The sequence below is a fragment of the Aquimarina megaterium XH134 genome, assembly GCF_000520975.1.
In the GTDB taxonomy this organism is placed as follows: Bacteria; Bacteroidota; Bacteroidia; order Flavobacteriales; family Flavobacteriaceae; genus Aquimarina; species Aquimarina megaterium.
Map to the genome: position 1 here is coordinate 38,167 of NZ_JACB01000050.1, position 20,474 is coordinate 58,640.

Genomic DNA, 20,474 nt, shown 5'->3' on the forward strand with positions numbered 1-20,474 from the left:
TTGTTGAAATTTTTAGAAAAATGTCATTTTTTAGAGGATAAAAACGTTCAATTGAGGATTTTGAAATTATCTAATCTTATATATTCTTTCTAAGTTTTTATTTGTATGCTAAAACATAGCAATAATCAGCTTTTTTTGATGATAAATAGATTTATGAATACTGTTTTTGCACTTTTTTTTTATGGTTTTCACTTATTTTATTACCCCGAAAAGCCTATAAACACTAGTTTTTTAGGTAAAATATTATCGGGATACTCTTCTATAACAATTTTTTAACAGAAAGAAATCGTAAATTAGTGGTTAAATTCATCATCAATCAATCAATCGTGAGGCTAACTCAAAGAAGAACAATATTAACATACTTGTTTTTCATCTTTATTTTGTTCATTCCTTTAAAAGGATATTGTTTCATTATTGAAACAAGTGAGAGAAATGAGGATGGAACCTCCTATAAACTGTTATTTTCTAAAGATCAGTTTTCTAATGGAGCAGATTTTGTATATATTACAGAAGCTGATCAAGCTATAGTAGGAGAAAAGATAGCAGACTCTACTGCTATATTTAAAGAACTGGCATTTTCTTATGCCAAAATTGATCAACCCAAATTAGCGTGTGAGTTTATCGAAAAGTATATTAAATCAACTCTTGATGTAACTTTTGTTGATCATAGTAATTTTGACCAAATAAGCACATCAGAATCCTATAAACAACTTGCAGAGAAGTATCTAAAACAATTTGGGTGGTTTGCCCTCTTTTGTTTTTATATTTCTTTTGTAGGGTTTTTTATAACTATAGTATTAAATTTTCGTAAAGGCACAGATAAAGCTGCTAGTTTACTAATGAGTATTTTTGTACTCCTGAATTCATGTTTTATGGCCCATTTGGGATTGTATTTTATGAATTATGAATATTATTGGCCGCATACGTTATTTATGTTCTCTACGTTTGGGCTGTTATATGGCCCCATTATATATTTTTATTTTAAAAGAGCATCACAAAACTATAAGTTCAAACGTTTGGACCTATTACACTTGATTCCTACCATTTTTCTAGTAATATTGTTATTGCCCGTTTATTTATTACCAGCAGAAGAAAAACTTAGAATGGTCATAAATTATGAACGACCATACCTTACTTTGATTTCAATTTCTAAGCTATTATCATTGTTAATTTATGGTGTTTTAATGGTTAATGTTTATGTCCGAAGGGATAAGAAGAGGTTGTATTTTTCGAAACAATTACTTAATTGGCAGCGAAACATAATGGTATTTTGTGCTGTATATGTATTGTCATATGCGATATATGCACTTTTAAATGTATTGCATTTAGGTAGTGGGTTTTTGTTTAATGTACAGGTAGTTTCGTTAGCAGTTATGGTTCTATATATTAGCTACTCTGCATTTGTTCAACCTTCACTATTCGGAAAATTGAGAATAGTAAAGTCGGAAGATGAAAAAGAAGAAAAAATACTAAAAAATAAAAATAATAAATACGAAAAATCAGGACTAACACCTAGTTTGTCACTAGAGCTTAAAGTAAAGCTGTTGTATTTGCTAAAAGAAGAGAAAATTTATAAACAAAATGATATTACTCTTCATAAAGTTTCGCTATTACTAGATACTACGAGGCACAATACTTCTCAGATTATAAATGAACATTTCGGACTTAATTTTTTTGAATTAATTAATAAATATAGAATAGAAGAAGCCAAAGAAATTTTAAAAGGAGAAAAGTATAAAGGTTTTAATATCATCGATGTAGCCTATGAAGTAGGCTTTAATAATAAAGTTACCTTTAATAAATCATTTAAAAAATATAACCAAATTACTCCCTCAGAATATTTAAAACGATTTGTAGCATAGCATAGCGCAAGAAATCTTAGATCAGAGGCGAGTTTTTTTCTTTTCAGAAACGCGTTTTATCTTTATTCGCACTCGTTTATTTGTTTGAAAACCAATAAGGTATGCTGTTGGGTATATCGATATTTAGAATAAAAGAAAGGAAAATAATAGCCCTGATTTTGCATATTAGTTTTCTTTAAAAGGCATAAATTTTGATATTTATTTTTTAGAATTTACTCTTTTCTACGTTTTTTTAGATCAAATGATTCATTTTTTTTAATCTTTTTTAAAATATTGATTTTTTACTTGTAAAAAAATATCTTTTTTGTGTTAAAAATGTAATCTACAAGTTGATTTTAGTATTCAAATCACTTTCAATATATGATGTATTTTTAAAAATTTAAGGATTGTTAATAAACAATGCTTATATTTATGATATCATAAATAAAAGAATAGATAAATTGAGTATATGTTGTTTTTTTATGAAATTTTATATCAATTCGTAAAAACGTAAGCGTAATTATACATGTAATTCTCTTCTTCCTTTTGTGATAAAACTAACTATTTAAGTTTAATCTTTTTTAAAAATTCTATTTATGAGGTTACATCATTACAAACTATTTGTGCTCGCTTTTTTAGTATCGGGCATGATGTCTGCCCAACAACAAATCTCTGGAACTGTCCAGGGAGAAGGAGGGCTACCATTACCTGGGGTTAACATTATAATACAAGGTAAATCTACAGGTACACAAACAGATTTTGACGGGCAATACACAATTAATGCCGATATAGGCGAAGTACTTGTGTATTCATATTTAGGTTTTGTTACCCAGCAGATTGCTGTATCGGGACAAAATGAAATTAATGTAGTGCTGAAAGAAGATGTAGGAGTATTAGAAGAAGTAGTTGTGGTTGGATTCGGTACCCAATCAAAACGGTTGCTAACTGGTAATGTGTCAAAAATTGAGGCAGGTCAAATAGGTGGTATTTCTACACCTAGTGTACAAAATGCATTAATAGCCAAGGCACCAGGTGTGCAAATTACACAAATTAATGGTAAGTTAGAAGGTGGTGTAAAGGTAATTATTAGAGGACTTTCTTCGATATCGGCTTCTCAAGAACCATTATATGTTATTGATGGAATTGAGATGAATAATAGAAATTCGTCCTCGATTGGTGCAAATTTGAATCCTTTATTAACGGTAAACCCAAATGATATAGCATCAATTGATATTTTGAAAGATGCATCGGCTACAGCTATTTATGGCGCAAAAGGAACGAATGGAGTTATATTGATTACAACCAAAAGAGGTAAAGAGGGAAAATCACAGGTTTCTGTAGATCTTTCTACCGCGTTTGGAAAACCAACAAATAAAAGAGATTGGCTAAATGCAAGTCAGTATGAAGAATTACTTCGAGAATCTGCATTCAACAGATTTGGAGATCAGGTTGTTGCCGATGATTGGGTAGACAATAGATTGCCAAGATATGAAGGAGATCAGGATTGGAGAACTCTCGATACAGATTGGCAAGAGGAAGCTTTTCAAGATAGCTATATTAATGATATTAATGTGTCTATTTCTGGTGGAAATGAAAAGACGGTGAGCTTTATATCAGGATCGGCCAATGATTCAGAAGGTATTATTAGAGGTAACGGTTTAAATCGTTATAGTATGAGAGCAAATATTGATCACAATGTTAGCAAAAGCCTTAGCGTTGGTGTGAATGCAAGTTATTCGAGTACTATAATTAATAGAATAGCAGGGGATAATGCATTTGTTACTCCTATGCAAGCTATTGCGCAAGTGCCTACATCACCAGCTTATCTTTTAAATGGTGAGCCAAATGGAACTAATGGTACAGGTACAAGAACACTATATAGTAATTTTTTATTGCAAGATAAACACTCTTTCCGTAAGACTTCGATTAGAAGGATTTTAGCGAAGGTATTTGGAGATATAGATATCTTACCATCATTAACCTTAAGATCAGAGTTTGGTTATGACTATTTATATCAGACAGTGGATAGAAATACAGGTAGATTAGCGCCATTTCAATCTACAAATGGTCAAAGTTTTGCTTCAGATGATGGTACAGAAATACTATCTACAAATAATTATTTTACTTATGACTATTCATCGGGTGGAGCATCTAGTCTAAATTTTGTTTTAGGGATGACGTATACTAGGCTAAAAAATAGATTTAATTCGGTAACTGGAGATGGTTTTCCTACCGATAGTTTTAGATCTATTTCTAGTGCAGCAACCATTTCGGCTGGTGCTGGTACTTTTACAAATTGGGCACAGCTGGCTTATTTTGCCAGAGCATCATATGATTTTAAAAAGAGATACCTTATAAATGCTACTCTTCGTCATGATTCATCCTCTCGATTTGGTAAAGATAAAAGAAATGCATTTTTCCCTGCAGTTTCGGTAGGTTGGATTGTGTCTGAAGAAAACTTTTTGCATGATTCTAGTATATTATCAAATTTAAAACTTAGAGCCAGTTGGGGGGTTAATGGTAATACTCCTACTGCTAATTTTGGTTCTTTGGCTCTTTACGGAGGTACTAATTATGGAGGTGTTTCGGGTATTGCTTTTACGCAAATAGATAACCCTGATTTAAAATGGGAAGAAACTGCACAGCAAAATTTTGGTCTTGATTTTGGATTTCTAAATAATAGAATAACTGGTGAGATCGATTATTATATTAAGAAAACAGATGACTTGATATTTAATCAGCGACTTCCATATGAAACAGGTGCTCCTAATAATGCTGGAATACTTAAGAATATTGGAAATCTAGAAAATAAAGGTTTTGAATTTGTGTTAAATACGATAAATGTTCAAACAGATAACCTTACATGGGAAACTAGTTTTAATATTGCTACAAATAAAAATGAAATTGTTAGTTTACCAAATGGTGATGATTTGATCACAGGCCAAAATATTCTTAGAGAAGGAGAGCCTATTAATTCTTTCTATATGGTAGAGTATGCAGGTGTGAATCCAGCTAATGGTGATGCAGAATATATTTTGAATACAACCAATGCTGATGGTACTATAAATAGAGGTAGAACTAACGATTTTTCACAGGCAGAACGAATTATCGTCGGAAACCCTAACCCAGATTTGTTTGGAGGTCTTACAAGTACACTGAATTATAAAACAGTTGACTTTTCTTTTACTTTTCAAGGACAATGGGGAGCTCAATTATATAATGGTGCTGGACAATACCAGGAAACAGGTTTCGGAAACGGTTTAGATAATCAAGATGTCTATATTTATGAAAATAGGTGGCAGAACCCTGGAGATATAACAGATGTACCTCAGGCAAGATTGTTTTTAAATAATGGACATTCTAATAGTACCAGATATTTGCAAGATGCAGATTTTATAAGATTGAGAAATATAACACTCGGATATTCCTTACCGCAAAGCGCATTGGATAAATTAGGAATGAATAAAATAAGACTCTATGTATCTGGATTAAATCTTCTAACTTTTACAGACTTTAGAGGGTATGACCCAGAATCAACTAATGATGATGCTAATACTAATACTAATGTAGGTAGTACTTTTTATTCTGCACCACCGGCAAAAGTATATACACTGGGTGTTAATTTAACATTTTAAAAAAAAGATAGATTATGAAATTTTTGAAATTTTTGATATTAATTGTGATATTCAGTAATATATCGTGCGAGAATGAACTGGATATAGAACCACAACAAAGTGTTTCTACTGAAGTAGCGACAGCAACAGCAGCAAATATTGAAGCAATTCTTACTGGTGCTTATGATTCTGCAAGAAGTGGAGATCCTACTTTTGGAGGTGGAAATTATGATGGAGATTTGGCAAATATTGCTGTCTTATACGGTAATACAGATCAAATAGAATGGAATGGGACATTTGCTAACTTAAGAGAGTTATTTAATAAAGAGCTGGATAATGTTAATACTAGTGCTAATGGAATGTGGCGTGATGCTTACTTGTTATTTGGTGCTGTTAATACAGTATTGGCAAACTTAGATAAGTTTGAAGATGAGGATCAAAAAAACAGAGTTGAAGGAGAGGCAATGTTTTTAAGAGGACTCGCATATTTTGATATAATACGTTTGTATGGTCAACAATATAATGCGGGTGGCGGAAATACTCAACTCGGGGTTCCTATTGTTTTGGATCCTCCAAGTCTTGAACGATTAGTTCCTAGAAATTCTGTAGAAGAGGTATATACTCAAATCATTCAGGATTTAACAAGTGCTTATAGTAAATTACCTGATACTAATGGAGACAGAGCCGATAAATATGCAGCTCAGGCAGTATTAGCTAGAGTATATTTACAACAAGGTAATTATGCCGCTGCAAGAGATGCCGCAGATGATGTGATACAAAATAGTGGGCATAGTTTGATGCCTGATTTTAATGCGGTTTTTGATTCTGATGATAACACAGCAGAAAGTATTTTTTCATTTGTCGTTAATACTCAAGAAGGAACCAATTGGCATGTAGTGCACTTTGCAAGCGAAGCTTTAGGAGGTAGAGGAGGAGATATATCGATTGCTCAAGCCTATATAGATAAGTTTGATTCTGCCGCAGATGAAAGAAGAAACTATACCTATACAGACGGAGGATTAACATTAAGCTCTAAGTTTGTAAGACAGTTTGCTAATACGCAGCAGATCAGATTGGCAGAAATGCATTTGATAAGAGCCGAATCTAACTTTAGAGAAGGTACATCTACTGGCCAGGCTCCATTGGCAGAAATAAACGCTTTAAGGGCAAGATCTTCTGCTCCTGCACTTGGTGCTTTAACCATTGATCTAATTTTAAATGAGAGAGAACTAGAACTAGGTTTTGAAGGGTTTGTTTTACATGATTACAAGAGAACACAGCGTAATATAGGAGGATTACCTTATAATGATAATAAATTGGTTTTTCCTGTGCCTCAACAAGCAAGAGATAGAAATGATTTGTTAGAGCAAAATCCAGGGTATTAAACTATTTTTAATATAGAATAATACACTTAATTTTATATAAGTAAAATTGCCCACCAATACTATTGGTGGGCAATTTAATTTTTACACTTCTTTGATGACTATTTCATGATCTGCTTATATTTCAAAATAAAATTGATGGTTTTTGCTATTATAGATGTTATTGATAGAGGTAGTCATAACCCTAAAAAATTGTTTTTAAATATACAGGGGATGTAATTTTTATGGATTTAGACCGACTATAGTTATTAATAAGGTTTTAAAACGTATAATACCATATTGATCATAATTATCTCGAGAATAATTATGCGGCTAACTCAGAAAATACAAACATCGGTTCTAGTATGGATTGTCCTTGTTTTACTTATTTCTTCAAACATGTATTGTTATACAGAAGAAATAAATATAAAACATAAGGATACTAGTGAGTACAGCCCTTTATTTTCTACTCCTAAATACGAACTAAAGTCATATAAATTAAACTCCCAACAAATATCAAAAGACAAAAATGTTGATTCGATAGCTTTATTTAAAGAATTAGCATTTTCTTACGCCAAAGCTAATAAAGCAAAATTAGCTTGCCGATATATAGAAAAGTACATACAAATAAGTCTGGATGTTTCTTTTGTAAAGCATAGTAATTTTGATCTAATTCATGATTCAGATTCTTATATTCGATTAGAGGATAAATACCATCAAAAATTTGACTTTTGGTGGCTGTTTTGCTTATATGTTGGATTTGTAGGTGTGTTTATTTCAATAGTATTAAATTTTAGAAGGTGCGCAGATAAAATAGCTAATCTCTTAATGAGTGTTTTTTTGTTTCAACACTCAATTTTTATTATTAATATTAGCTTATTGCCTACAAATTATGAATTTTATTTTCCGCATTCATTATATCTGTCAACGCTATTTTCATTTTTGTATGGGCCACTTATTTATTTTTACTTTAAAAGAGTAGTTCAAAAATATAGGTTTAAATCTATAGATTTGGCACATTTGATTCCTACACTATTCCTTCTTCTTTTATTACTGCCGGTATATAATTTATCAGGAGAAGAGAAGTTGTGGGTAATGTTAAATGATAAACGCCCGTATATAACCTTAATATCAGATTCTAAGCTTTTATCATTATTGATATATATGATTTTGGTGATAAGAATATATATGAAATCGGTTAAGAGTAATATGGCTATACCAAGAATACAATATCACTGGCATAGGAATATTATTATTTTATGTTCACTACATATAATATCATATGTTTTTTATGATATCCTGATGATAAGACGTGTAGCCAATGATTTTCCTATTAATTTTCAAATTCTGTCAATTGCATTATTGATCTTATACATTAGCTATACTGCATTTGTTGAGCCAGGTGTATTTAGTGGATTAAAAATGATTAAAAATGAAATGCAGAAAGGATTAAATAATGGATTGAAGAAATATAAAAAATCCGGTCTTACAGAACAACTTTCCCTAGAATTAAAAGAAAAGTTACTAGAATTATTAGAAAAGGATGAAATATATCGAAGAAATGATATGAGTCTTCAAAAGCTTTCAGAATTACTTAATACTTCAAGACATAATACTTCTCAAATTATAAACGAACACTTTAATCTTAACTTTTTTGAATTGATTAATAAGTATAGAATTGAAGAAGCAAAAAAAATATTAAAAAATAAGCAACATCAATATGAGGATTTCAATATTATAGATGTGGCTTATGAGGTCGGTTTTAATAACAAAGTGACTTTCAATAAGTCATTCAAGAAATACAATCGAATTACACCATCAGAATACGTTAAATCCTAAAGGTAAAGGGCTTTGTATACGGGTAAATTTTCTTCGGTAAAGGGTAAAGGCTTATAGGGGTTACCTTTTTTTATGCCTGTAAAATGTTTCTTTGGGCTATAATCATAAATAGGAGGGATGAATGTATTATTTCCATTTAAACTTTGTTCAAGTTTTGTGAAAGTAAATTTGAGTTAGCCATCAAAATATTCTAATCCTTCCTTTTATGGTTATATCTAATAACTATGTTAAGTATTAATTTTTTGAAAACTTTTTTATCTATGAAAGTACATTATTACAAGTTTCTAATGTTATTTTTCTTTGTGTGTAGTATTTCCTTTGCACAAGGAGAAAGCATATCAGGAACAGTTACAGATGATAAGGGATTACCGCTTCCAGGAGTGAATGTCCTTATCAAAAATACAAATAACGGAACTCAAACCGATTTTGATGGAAATTACACAATCTCTGCTAGTAGAGGTGCTGTAATTTCTTTTAGTTATGTTGGTTTTGAAACCAAAGACGTTGTAGTTGCTCAGAATACTACAATAAATATTCAGTTAGCTACTTCTGCTGCCGAGTTAGAAGAAGTTGTTGTTACTGCATATGGTGTTTCTAGAAGATCAAATGTAACTTCTGCGATATCAACAGTAGGTGCGCAGGATTTACAAGATTTTGTACCTTCTACAAGTATTGATAACATTCTTCAGGGGCAAGCTGCTGGTGTGCAGGTTACTGCTGCGAATGGACGACCAGGAAATACTGCATTTGTTCAAATACGTGGTGTTGGTTCGATTAATGCTAGTACAACTCCTCTTTATGTAATAGATGGAGTTCCTGTTCCTATTACAGATAATACCTTAAATAATAACTTTAACCCATTAGGAAACTTAAACCCTAATGATATAGAATCTTTGTCTATACTTAAAGATGCTGCTTCGGCTTCTAAATATGGATCCAGAGGGGCGAATGGTGTAGTTTTAATTACTACCAAGAAAGGTAAAAAAGGAGATGCTAAAATTAAATTTATCTCTTCTTATGGTTTCGGAGAGCGTATTCCAGATTCTTTTGATTTAATGAATGCAGCTCAGAAGCTAGAAATAGAGCGTCAATATGCTGCTTTAGGTGTTGGTGCTGCACAAAGTTTACCTGGTGCTACAGCTACTACTCCTGAGCAACGTCAGGCATTTATTGATTTAGATACAAATTGGGAAGATGAGCTTTTAAGAAAATCAGTAATCCAATCTAATTCTTTATCTATATCTGGTGCTGGTGATCGTTTGAGCTATTTTTTCTCTCTTGGATATAACAAGGATACTGGTATAATTGATAGAATTAAAGGTTTCGAGCGAATTACAGCTCGTTTAAACACTACATATCAGGCAAAAGACTGGCTTAGCATAGATGCTAATGTTTCTTTTGCAAGAAGTACTACAGATCTTCCTAGAGATAGAAACAATGTTCAGAATCCATTTAGAGCATTGTATGATTATAACCCTTATGATCCACTTTTTTCTAGAGATACAGATGGAAGTATTTTGTTAGATTCTCAAGGAAATCCTGTGTATAATCCAACAACTACATTTTTCCCGATTGCTTTAGCTTTACAAACAGAGCCAGAAAACAATCGTAACTTTTTAATTTTAGGTAATGTAGGCGCAGATCTTACGCTATCAGAGAAATTTTCAAATCGTTTCGCTGTTGGTTTAGTAAGTAACCGTTTTAACAGAACAAATAGATCGATTGCAGGTGGAGTATTACAAGGATTTATTGGTGATGCTAATTTCCCTGGAACTCAAACAGAAAATTTTGCCCTTGATTTTGAATATAATGTATCGAACCTACTAAGCTATAACGATACTTTTAATGACCTACATAATGTATCTGCTAGTTTCTTATTAGAATATAATGAAAATATCAGAACAGATTTATTTGCAACAGCTAGAGGGTTTCCTTCTCCAAATATTCCATATTTAGATGTTGCTGCCGAAGCTACAGCTGCTGGATCAGAAGAAGATAGAAGAATTTTATTTTCTCAGGCATTATTTGTTGATTATGATTTTGATGGTAGATATATCGCTTCTGCTTCGGTAAGACGTGATGGATCTTCAAGATTTGGACCAGACAATAAGTATGGTACTTTTGTAAGTGGAAGTTTAGCTTGGAACATAGCTAAAGAAAGTTTTATGGATGATTCATTTTTTAATGACTTGAGACTTCGTGCTTCTTACGGAACAGCAGGTAACCAGAATATTCCAAACTTCCAATTTTTACCCGTACTTGGGTTTAATAATACGTATAACGGTCAGACAACAGCTGTACCTTTAAGAGCACCAAATCCAGCTATCCAGTGGGAGTCTCAAGCTATCTTGGATATTGGATTAGAATTTGCGTTCTTAAATAATAGAATTAGTGGTGTTGTAGATTACTTTAAGAAGACTTCAAAAGATCTTCTTCTTAATAGACCTATTTCTTTTACTGTTGGAGATGAAGATAATGCGATTTTCCAGAATATTGGTGAGGTAGAAAACAGTGGTTTTGAAATCACTTTAAATGCTGATGTAATAAGAACTGAGAACTTCCTTTTATCTATGGGAGGAAATATTACACTGTTGGATACAAAAGTTAATAAACTAATCAATAGTCAGGATATTGTTACAGGTACTTTTGGAAATATTATTCTTAGAGAAGGGCAAGATATTAACTCTTACTATCTAGTAGAATATGCTGGAGTGAATCCTGCAAATGGTGCTCCACAATATATAGACCTTGATGGAAATGTTACAGAAACATATAATGATAGTTTCCAAAAGATTCAGGAAGGAAAATCTCCAATTGCTAAGTATGAAGGAGGATTCTATACTTCTGTAAAATATAAAGGATTTGGTTTAAGAGGTGATTTTGTATACAGAGGAGGAAATTATATATTAAACAACCAACGTCAGCAAGGTATCGCAATAGGAAATATTAACAGAAACCTAAGAACAGAAGCTTTTAACTACTGGAGACAACCAGGTGATACAAATGTATTACCAAGTCCATTATTTCAAGCTACTGCAGATCAAGGTGGAACAACAAGATTCTTAGAGAAAGGTGATTTTATTAGATTGAGAACATTAACTCTTGATTATAATATGCCTAGAAAGTTCTTGGATGTTATAAAATTAGAATCACTTAGGCTATTTGTTACTGGTCAGAATATTTGGACAATAACAGATTACAATGGCGATCCTGAAATTGGTTTAGGTTCTGCGGAATCAGGAGATCAAGGGAACGCAGGTTTTGTTCCTGGAGAGTTTAGTTTGTTTAGTTACCCACAAACGAGATCTTACACGTTTGGAGTTGAAGTAGGATTTTAATTAAAAAAAAAGAGAGATGAACAATAAAATTTATATAGTAGTTATTTTATTTCTATCGTTAGGGTTTTTTGCCTGCGACGATGAATTAGATAATGCGCAACCTTTTACAGAAGGTAATCCAGATACTTTCTTTAATAGCCCAGCCGCTTTTCAAAACGGTGTAGATGGTATTTATCGACAGTTATGGTTGTATTATTCTAACCCTAACTCTGGTTTGCAAGGAATTCCGGATATAGTTTCTGATAATGTAATACAGGCACAGACTGGTAGAAGATCTAATGATGATTACCATGATCTTAGATATGTAGCTAGTACTCTTGGTCCTATTCCGTTATACTGGAGTGAGGCGTATGAGGCAGTTAATGTTGCCAATTTGGTAATAGGTCAAATAAATAACCTTAACGATGGGCCCGAAAAGGATAATATTCTTGGACAGGCATTGGCTGCAAGAGCCTGGGCACATTTTGATTTGGCAAGAATCTTTGGTAAAATCCCAACACAAAGTGGTGATGCTAATGGTTCATTAGGTGCAGTATACCTTAAAGTAGAAGATGGCGATACAGGAGATCCGTTTGCACAACCTGCAAGAGAAACTGTAGGGTCAAATTATGCTGAAATTATCGGTGATTTAGAACGTGCAAAGACACTAATAGATGATGATAATGGTGAAGGCAGGTTAAATAAAAATGGTGTAAATGCATTATTATCCAGAGTATATTTATATAATGGAGAATATCAAAAAGTTATAGATGCGGCTGATGCAGTTTCTGCTACATTGGCAACAGCAGCACAACTTCCTGATGTATATATCGATAAAACTAATGCTGGTGTAGTGATAGAACTTTCTATTAATACTACTTCAGAATCTAACGGTAATAATGTTGGAGTTCTTTACAGCCAATCTTCTAGTACTGCAACTATTTCAGAATATGTACTAGATTTTGATTTCTTCAATAGTATAGATGCTAATGATGTAAGAAGAGATGTTTTACAATTTGTAGGAACAAACCAAGGTAATGACTATAATGCAATCAAAAAGTTTTTGGGTGAAGAAGGTCAGGTTAACGGTAGAGTAGATGTAAAAGTACTTCGTTATGCAGAGGTTCTTTTAAATAAGGCTGAAGCACAATTTGAACTAGGTCAGGGAGCTCAGGCATTAGCTACTTTAGATGAGTTAAGAAATGAGCGCTTTACTTCTTTTACCGGAGGTGAAACAGGTGCTGCTCTTGAAGATGCTATCCAATTTAACAGAAGAGTTGAATTAGCTTGTGAAGGTCATAGATTCTTTGATCTTAAGAGAAGAGGAGAAAGCATATCTAGAAATGCAACTAGAGGTGATATTATTGATGGTACAGGAACAGCTCCTGAAGCTCCAACTCTTGCAGCAGGAGATTTTAGATTCCAGTTCCCTATTCCAACAGCAGAGATTAATGCAAATCCAACTATAGCTGGACAACAGAATCCTGGTTATTAATTGGAAATACACTGTTTGTTATATAAACAAAATTACCCGTCAGCTCATGGTTGGCGGGTAATTTATTTTTTAACTTATCTGTTTATTCTTTTTAGAGTATTCTAACGATATTTTATATTATCTACAAAAAGTTAAGGTGCATCTACATGAGAAAATTCCTTTTATATCACCACAACTTAAAGTCGATAGAATATGTACAGCAGAATTATTGATGTTATTTAGAAACAATTGGTTACTGCTTTTGTCTATACTCAGAGAGAGAAAAGTTTAGCTATAATAAGAATGTATGTGTTCCTATGTCTTTAGAATAACTAGATTTCTAAATTACAGAAAATCATATATATGATTAAAGTTGCTTAATCTTGTTTAGTTTAGCTTTCCAAACATCTAGGTTTTCTTTATGTTTTTCGATATTCTTTCGTACATCTCTTACCATTGGATTATCATCTTTGGCATGTTTAAAGAACTGAAGATTGTTTTCTAATTGGCGGATTTCACCATTAACTTCATCAATTTTTTTACGAATAAAGCTCTGCTCGTTTCTAAGAGCTCGATCATCACTCTGACCGGATAAAGTATTTAGTTTGTTTTCGTATTTAATGAGCTCTGTTTCTTTACGACCCAAATTAAGTTGCTGAAAGAAACTATCCAGAATTTTATTATATTCTGCCTCTATGTTTTTCTTTTTATATGGCACTCTACCCAAAGTTTTCCAGGTAGCAATGTTGTCTTTTATAGTTTTAAGATCGGCTTCAGTATCCCCAGAAAGCTCTAGTTTTTTAAGAGCTTCGATATGTTCCTGTTTCTTTTCTAAAGAAATGAGCTCTTCTTTATTAGCTTCATTTCTCTCTGCATGAAGTCTATCAAAATAAGAATTACATGCGTCTTTAAACCTTTTCCAGATTCTATCACTATCTTTTCGAGGTACGTGACCAATCTTTTTCCAATCAGATTGAATTTTTTTCATAAGTGGAGTAATAGCAGTAAAGTCATCACTATCCTTATTATCTTCTGCAATCTGAATCAGTTCCATTTTTTTATTTAAATTATCAAACTGATCTTTTTTAAGGCCTTTATAAAATGCGTTTTTATTACGATTAAAATCTCTTACAGCAGTTTTAAACTCACTCCAAGTTTGTTCATTTAGATTAGAAGGTACTTTTCCTGCTTTAAAAAAATCATCTCTTAACGCCTCAATTTCTTTTATTTTTTGCTGCCAACCATTATGATTTTTAGGATGATCCTGGCTAACTTCAATAATTTTTGCAATGATCTCTCTTTTAACTTCTAGATTTTGTTCATAGATCTTATCCTGATCTTTAAAATACCTCTGGCGATTTTCATGAATTTTTTTGGTTAATGCACTAAATTTTTCCCAGATAGGTTCTCTATATTCTTTTCCAACAGGTCCCAAGTCTTCTTTCCACATTTTATGAAGCAGCTGTAATTCTCTAAATGCTCTATTAACATCGGTTTCTTGTGCTAATTCTGTGGCACGCTCAATAATCTTAAGTTTTTGCTCAAGATTATGTTTAAAATCAAGATCTCTAAATTCTCTGTTTAAATGCAGAAAATCATAAAAATTCTCAGTGTGATGATGATAGGTATTCCATACAGTATTGTATTTATCCCTTGGTATAGGGCCCGCATTGCGCCACCTTTCCTGAATACTTTTAAAATGATTGTATGTTGTATTTATGTTTTCGTCTACATTAAGTAAGCCTTTTAATTCATCAATCAATTCTAATCTTCTTTTTAGATTTTCCTGAAGATCTTTTTTAAGATTTTGATAATATGAATTTCGTTTTTCTTTATAATCAAAATAAACAGAATTAAATTCTTTTTTTATTGGTGTAGAATAATAGAAATCTATAATATCACCACCATCAGCCAAGAATTCTTCCTTTTTTTGTTCTACTTCTTCATTAAATTTTTCATTAAACTCACTTTTAATTTCCTCAACATGCTCTCTAATTGCCTGAATTTTTTCATTTTTGATCAACTCTCGTAATTCTTTGACCAATTCTTCTTTATTCATTGCATGATAATCCTTCTTCTCGATATTATGACGCTCTATGGTGCTCTCATCTTCGCTATGCTCAGCGACAGCTTCATCCATTTGATCTTGAATTTGATCCTCACCAGCTGGAGTTTTAGGTTTTGATTCTTCTTTTTGTGAAGTAGTTGTATTGCTACTCTCGTCTACAGATGGCGTTGTATTATTTTCTGAGGTAGCTTCATCTGCAGTGGGCGCGTTTTCTTGTACGGCATTATCAACATCTAGTGTTTCTTCTGTAGTTGCACTACTGTTTTCAGACTCAGAATCTTCTTCTATGGCATCGGTAATCTGTGGATTAACCGATGTTTTAGATTCTTCATTTACAGAATGTTCTGTGTTTTCAGTAGTTACTTCATCAGAATCTTCTGATTTAACGGCTTCTAGATTTTCAGTTTCTAAGTTTACATCTAAAATCTTAGTCTTATTTTCTTCATTTCCATCTGCCTGAGGCAGGTTATCACGTGTGGACATTGTGTGAGCGTTTTTGTTTGTCTGAGTTTAATGCCTGACTAAGATACTAACATATTAGAAAAACTCAAAGTTATTGAAAGGTTTTAAGACTACTTAAAAAGAGTTTTGGTAAGAATTTTATGACAAAATGAGCCAAAAATTACATATTCCAGATTTCCCAAGCCTTTTCTGCTTGCAGTATTAACATTTGTAATCCGTTAGAAACAGTAGCTCCTTTTTCTTTTCCTTTGCTCATAAAAGTAGTTTCATCTGGATTATAAATCAAATCATATAAAACATGATTTTTGGTAATGTATTCATAAGGAATATCTGGGTAATTATGAATATTCGGATGGGTTCCCAGGGGGGTACAGTTTATTATTAGTTTGTATGCTTGTATAATATCTTCATCGAGATCGCTATAACTTAGTTCATTAAAATCAGGATTACGTGATACAAATGTATAGTCGATATTTAAATGATTTAATGCATAAGCAATAGCTTTTGAAGCACCTCCTGTACCAAGAATTAATGCCTTTTTTATCGTTTTGTTAAGTAAAGGCTTTAAAGATTCTGTAAAACCATAATAATCGCTATTATATCCTTTTAATTTTTGACCCTTATCAAACTTTATGACATTTATTGCCCCAATTTCTTTGGCTATTGGGTCCAGATCATCCATATATTGAATTACTTCTTCTTTATAAGGTATGGTTACATTTAAACCTTGTACATCAGGATCTTTGGTAACTTCAATAAAATCTTTAATTTGGGTAAGATCAAAGTTGTTATATTCACAATCTAGATTTTCTTTTTCAAATTTTTCAGAAAAATAACCTTTAGAGAAGGAATAACTGATGTTTCTACCTAATAAACCGTAAATTTTTTTCATTTTGAAGTTTTTAGCGTTTTTTGGCCATACCATTCTAACCATAAAACGATGCCAATACCTACGAGAATATAAAAAATCCCAATATAAGTTTCGATAGTTGTAAAATCAGGAAAATAGCGATCATAATTATCGAGTATTGGATTACCCAATGCATCAATTTGTGTGTTTCCTAGAGTATCAACTTTATAAATTTTATTCTTCCAGGGCCAAACGACACCTAGAGAACCAGTTATGAATCCAATGATCGCTGCAAAAGTTGCATTTTTATAGTGTTTTAAAACATATCCTAAAAAATGGGATAAGGTAACTAAACCAGTTAATGAACCAAGACTAAATACAATAAGTACTTTTAGTAATCTAATTCTGTGAGTATCTTCTATAAATGAAAGGTCCCAGCGTATTAGATCGGCTATTGTATCATATAATGCATTTACAGAATCAACCAGTAAAAGAACGTAATTACCTAGTAAAATAAGAATAAAAGAACCAGATAATCCAGGTAATGTCATACCTGATACACCAATAATACCACAGATAAATACAAACCAAAGATTGTCATTTTCTTTTGCAGGAGCCAATAAACTAATACTAACCCCAACAACGATACCTATAATAATAAGACAAATGTTTCTTCTATTCCAATCGTTAAAATCTTTTACTATATAATAAATAGAGCCCATGATCATCCCAAAAAATGCTGCCCATACATATAGTTCATAATGAATAATAAGGTAATCCAGAATTTTAGAAACACTAAAATAGCTAATTAACATTCCTAAGATTAAAAGGCCAAGAAATCGTCCATTTATATATCGCCAGAAGCTTTTAAACCTAAAATTGATAAAAAGCTTAAATGCTTTAAAATTTATTTTCTGAAGAGAATAGATAAATTCTTCATAAAACCCGGCAACAAATGCAACTACACCGCCAGAAACACCAGGGACTTTATTTGCTGCACCCATTGCAAGACCTTTAATAACAAGGAAAAGTCTATCAGTAAAGGTTCGGGTACTTTGTTGCATTGGTTAGTCTGGTTTTTTTACAGAAAGGCGTTCTAAGATAAGGATTAATAGAAAACCTATAACTACAAAAAGTAAAACCCAAATCATTTTAACATCACCTTCAAATTGACTTGGTAGAATGCTCTTTTCTATGAAAGGAACTTCGGTTCCTTCAGAGTTTGTTCTCCAGGATTCTACTTTTTTCCAGGGCCATAACTTATTTAGTGAGCCTATCATAAAGCCGGTAAGTATAGCTAAAGTCATATTTTTATGATGTTTAAACATCCAATTAAGTGCTTTAGAAAACAATTTCAACCCTATAGCGGCACCAATAGCCATGATTAATATTTTATAAATAGCCTGCCACAAAATATCAAAATCCATTTGTACAATTCCATTACGTAATTGGTTCAGAATATCAATAGCTGTTTGGTAAACCCCAAGAATAAGTAGTATGAAAGCTCCTGATACTCCTGGTAATATCATGGCAATGATTGCAATGAATCCACAAAACATAAGATACCAGTTACTATCTGGTGAAGCCAGAGGTTCTGCTATAGTGATAAAATAAGAAAGTACTGCTGCCAGAATAATGCCAATGATTACTTTTGGTTTCCAGGCAGTGATTTGTTTTCCAATATAAACGATACTGGCAAGAACTAATCCAAAGAAAAATCCCCAAAGTAATAGAGGTTCATTATGAAGCAACCACTTTATAAGTTTTGCAAGAGAAAGAATACTGGTTACAATACCTAAAAAAAGGGCCGTTAAGAAAGATAGATTATATTTTTTCCAGGAAGTTTTAAATCCTTCTTTTCTCCAAACCGAGAAAAAACCAAGATCTAGTCCATTAATAGTTTCAATTAATTCTTCATATATGCCAGATATAAATGCAATAGTTCCTCCAGAAACTCCAGGAACTACATCTGCCGCTCCCATTGCTAATCCTTTTGCAGAGATGATAAGGTAATCCTTAAGATTTCTTTGCATTCTTATTGTTTTTGGTGTTTTAAGTTAAAACAAATGTATGGATTTTTGCAATGTAATCAATTAGAAAAAAAACAGTCTTTTTTAGAATTATTGGTATTCAGAAATAATGTTTCTAACAAGAGTTAGATTAAAAATCTTTTCAAAAAGTTCTTCCAAAACGATATGATATTCATAGTCAAGATCTAAGGCTTTTCTTATATGATACTCCCCTTTTTGATAATCTTGTAGTTCATAGTATAAACCAGCAAGTCTATATTGAATTTCTGCATTATCGGGATAAAATTCTATAGCTTGGTGTAAATTTTGTATTGCAGCATTTGATTCTCCTATAAACCTAAGGATGTCCGAACGATTTAACCAGGTTTCTAGTTCATAATTCCCTAATTCGATAGCTTTTCTATATCCTCGTTCTGCCTCTTCAAAAAATGCAAGTCTATTGTTTATTTTTGCGTAACGTTTCCAGTATAAAACATTTTCGCCATCGATGTTTATAGCTTTGTTTGTATAGTATAGTGCTTTTTGATAATCACGTTTACGCATGTAGAAATCAGTGATAGCTATCCATCCTTTATCTAATAATGGATCTTCATGCACAGTTTTGGAATAGTGTTGAATAGCAAGGTCATCTACACCTAGTTTTTCATAACACTTTCCTATTCTTAGTAAAGCAAAAGAAGTAGGGTCATCTAGTTCTAATGTTATTCTATAGTTTTCTATAGCTTCATTATGCCTTTTTAGTTTTTCTAATACTTTCCCTTTTTCTAAATAGGCACCAATAAAATATTCGTCACTTATAATTGCAAAATCATAAGCTGCTAGTGCTTTTTCATATTCTTCGAGATCAAAATATTGTTTACCAACCTGGTGCCAGGCGACTTCACAATATGGATTTTTATTTAGAAACATGTTTAGATATTCGATAGCTTCTTCATGTTGTTCAAGAAAATCAAAACAGTATATCACATTATATAAAGCAGAGTAATCCTGATCATCTGCTTCGAGACATTTCATGAAATTGATTTTTGCATTTTCAAAATCATCCATAAAAAGATACTCCATTCCTATAAGGGAATACACATCGGCAGCATCATTTGTGTAGCTAAGTGCCATCATTAATAACTCTATGGCTTTTATATGATCGTTTTGTTTAGAAAGAATATTAGCTTTTTGAATGTAGATTTCTTCATTTTCTGGTTCTATAGCATGTAGCTGAGCCAAAAGATTGTCTGCTTTATCTAAGCGATTTTCAAAAACGAGAACTTCGACTTGCAATAATTTAAGATTAACAGACGATGGATGTTGAGAAAGTCCCAAAGAAATTGCCTTTTTTGCCTTAGCAATTTTTCCATTTTCTAAATAGTGATGAATAATAGATTCAAATTCATCTGAATCAAAAAATTTAACATCATTAGATCTCAGCATAGACTCGTATCGAGTAATCGAGAAATTATTTTCTTCTTCTTCGTGGTTAAATCTCATACACGTTGATTAAAGATGCTCAATAAATCATAAAATTGATGTAAATACTTTTTTTGTTTTCCCCAACAAATAAAAGTATCTAATAAATCCATTACTTAATTTATTTTCGCATTATTGATTTCCTCAGTATTAAAAT

The 20,474-nt window shown here is 32.1% G+C and carries 11 protein-coding genes; 6 read left to right on the forward strand and 5 right to left on the reverse strand.

The annotated features are described in order from the left end of the window. Positions 1-326 precede the first annotated feature (326 nt). From Z053_RS29195 to Z053_RS0122810, 6 genes are all read left to right on the forward strand, one after another. Positions 327-1,862, forward strand: a complete 1,536-nt coding sequence (locus Z053_RS29195) for a helix-turn-helix domain-containing protein (RefSeq protein ID WP_152538378.1) — start codon at positions 327-329, stop codon at positions 1,860-1,862. A 575-nt stretch (positions 1,863-2,437) separates the two neighbouring features. Further along, positions 2,438-5,476 carry a SusC/RagA family TonB-linked outer membrane protein gene (locus Z053_RS0122790; RefSeq protein ID WP_025667276.1) on the forward strand — a complete coding sequence of 1,013 codons (3,039 nt, stop codon included), beginning with the start codon at positions 2,438-2,440 and terminating at the stop codon, positions 5,474-5,476. 14 nt (positions 5,477-5,490) lie between these two features. Then, on the forward strand, positions 5,491-6,840 hold the full coding sequence (locus Z053_RS0122795; protein ID WP_025667277.1) for a RagB/SusD family nutrient uptake outer membrane protein: 1,350 nt from the start codon (positions 5,491-5,493) through the stop codon (positions 6,838-6,840). A 375-nt stretch (positions 6,841-7,215) separates the two neighbouring features. After that, positions 7,216-8,655: a helix-turn-helix domain-containing protein gene (locus Z053_RS29200; RefSeq protein WP_025667278.1), complete on the forward strand. Its 1,440-nt coding sequence runs from the start codon at positions 7,216-7,218 to the stop codon at positions 8,653-8,655. Positions 8,656-8,915: 260 nt separating this feature from the next. Next, entirely contained in the window at positions 8,916-11,993 is a 3,078-nt protein-coding gene (locus Z053_RS0122805) for a SusC/RagA family TonB-linked outer membrane protein (RefSeq protein WP_025667279.1), read from the forward strand. A 16-nt stretch (positions 11,994-12,009) separates the two neighbouring features. Continuing rightward, positions 12,010-13,467, forward strand: coding sequence for a RagB/SusD family nutrient uptake outer membrane protein (locus tag Z053_RS0122810; RefSeq protein WP_025667280.1), 1,458 nt, complete (start codon positions 12,010-12,012; stop codon positions 13,465-13,467). A gap of 346 nt (positions 13,468-13,813) precedes the next feature. On the opposite strand, the gene Z053_RS0122815 is transcribed toward Z053_RS0122810, so the two are convergent. From Z053_RS0122815 to Z053_RS0122835, 5 genes are all read right to left on the reverse strand, one after another. Then, positions 13,814-15,997 carry a DUF349 domain-containing protein gene (locus tag Z053_RS0122815; protein WP_025667281.1) on the reverse strand — a complete coding sequence of 728 codons (2,184 nt, stop codon included), beginning with the start codon at positions 15,995-15,997 and terminating at the stop codon, positions 13,814-13,816. 139 nt (positions 15,998-16,136) lie between these two features. Beyond that, a complete protein-coding gene (locus Z053_RS0122820; RefSeq protein WP_025667282.1) occupies positions 16,137-16,868 on the reverse strand; it encodes a shikimate dehydrogenase family protein in 732 nt (243 codons plus the stop codon). Then, positions 16,865-17,890, reverse strand: coding sequence for a DUF368 domain-containing protein (locus tag Z053_RS0122825; protein ID WP_025667283.1), 1,026 nt, complete (start codon positions 17,888-17,890; stop codon positions 16,865-16,867). Before Z053_RS0122825 ends, Z053_RS0122820 begins: the two co-directional genes overlap by 4 nt. Positions 17,891-17,893: 3 nt before the next feature. Continuing rightward, positions 17,894-18,859, reverse strand: a complete 966-nt coding sequence (locus tag Z053_RS0122830; RefSeq protein WP_025667284.1) for a DUF368 domain-containing protein — start codon at positions 18,857-18,859, stop codon at positions 17,894-17,896. A gap of 87 nt (positions 18,860-18,946) precedes the next feature. After that, positions 18,947-20,338: a tetratricopeptide repeat protein gene (locus Z053_RS0122835; RefSeq protein WP_025667285.1), complete on the reverse strand. Its 1,392-nt coding sequence runs from the start codon at positions 20,336-20,338 to the stop codon at positions 18,947-18,949. Positions 20,339-20,474: the final 136 nt, after the last annotated feature.

Bases quoted from the DNA above. Each gene is read 5' to 3' on its own strand.
- Z053_RS0122805 (WP_025667279.1), top strand. From the start codon at position 8,916: ATGAAAGTACATTATTACAAGTTTCTAATGTTATTTTTCTTTGTGTGT.
- Z053_RS0122795 (WP_025667277.1), top strand. From the start codon at position 5,491: ATGAAATTTTTGAAATTTTTGATATTAATTGTGATATTCAGTAATATA.
- Z053_RS0122825 (WP_025667283.1), bottom strand. From the start codon at position 17,890: ATGCAACAAAGTACCCGAACCTTTACTGATAGACTTTTCCTTGTTATT.
- Z053_RS0122815 (WP_025667281.1), bottom strand. From the start codon at position 15,997: ATGTCCACACGTGATAACCTGCCTCAGGCAGATGGAAATGAAGAAAAT.
- Z053_RS0122830 (WP_025667284.1), bottom strand. From the start codon at position 18,859: ATGCAAAGAAATCTTAAGGATTACCTTATCATCTCTGCAAAAGGATTA.
- Z053_RS0122790 (WP_025667276.1), top strand. From the start codon at position 2,438: ATGAGGTTACATCATTACAAACTATTTGTGCTCGCTTTTTTAGTATCG.
- Z053_RS0122835 (WP_025667285.1), bottom strand. From the start codon at position 20,338: ATGAGATTTAACCACGAAGAAGAAGAAAATAATTTCTCGATTACTCGA.
- Z053_RS29200 (WP_025667278.1), top strand. From the start codon at position 7,216: ATGTATTGTTATACAGAAGAAATAAATATAAAACATAAGGATACTAGT.
- Z053_RS0122810 (WP_025667280.1), top strand. From the start codon at position 12,010: ATGAACAATAAAATTTATATAGTAGTTATTTTATTTCTATCGTTAGGG.
- Z053_RS0122820 (WP_025667282.1), bottom strand. From the start codon at position 16,868: ATGAAAAAAATTTACGGTTTATTAGGTAGAAACATCAGTTATTCCTTC.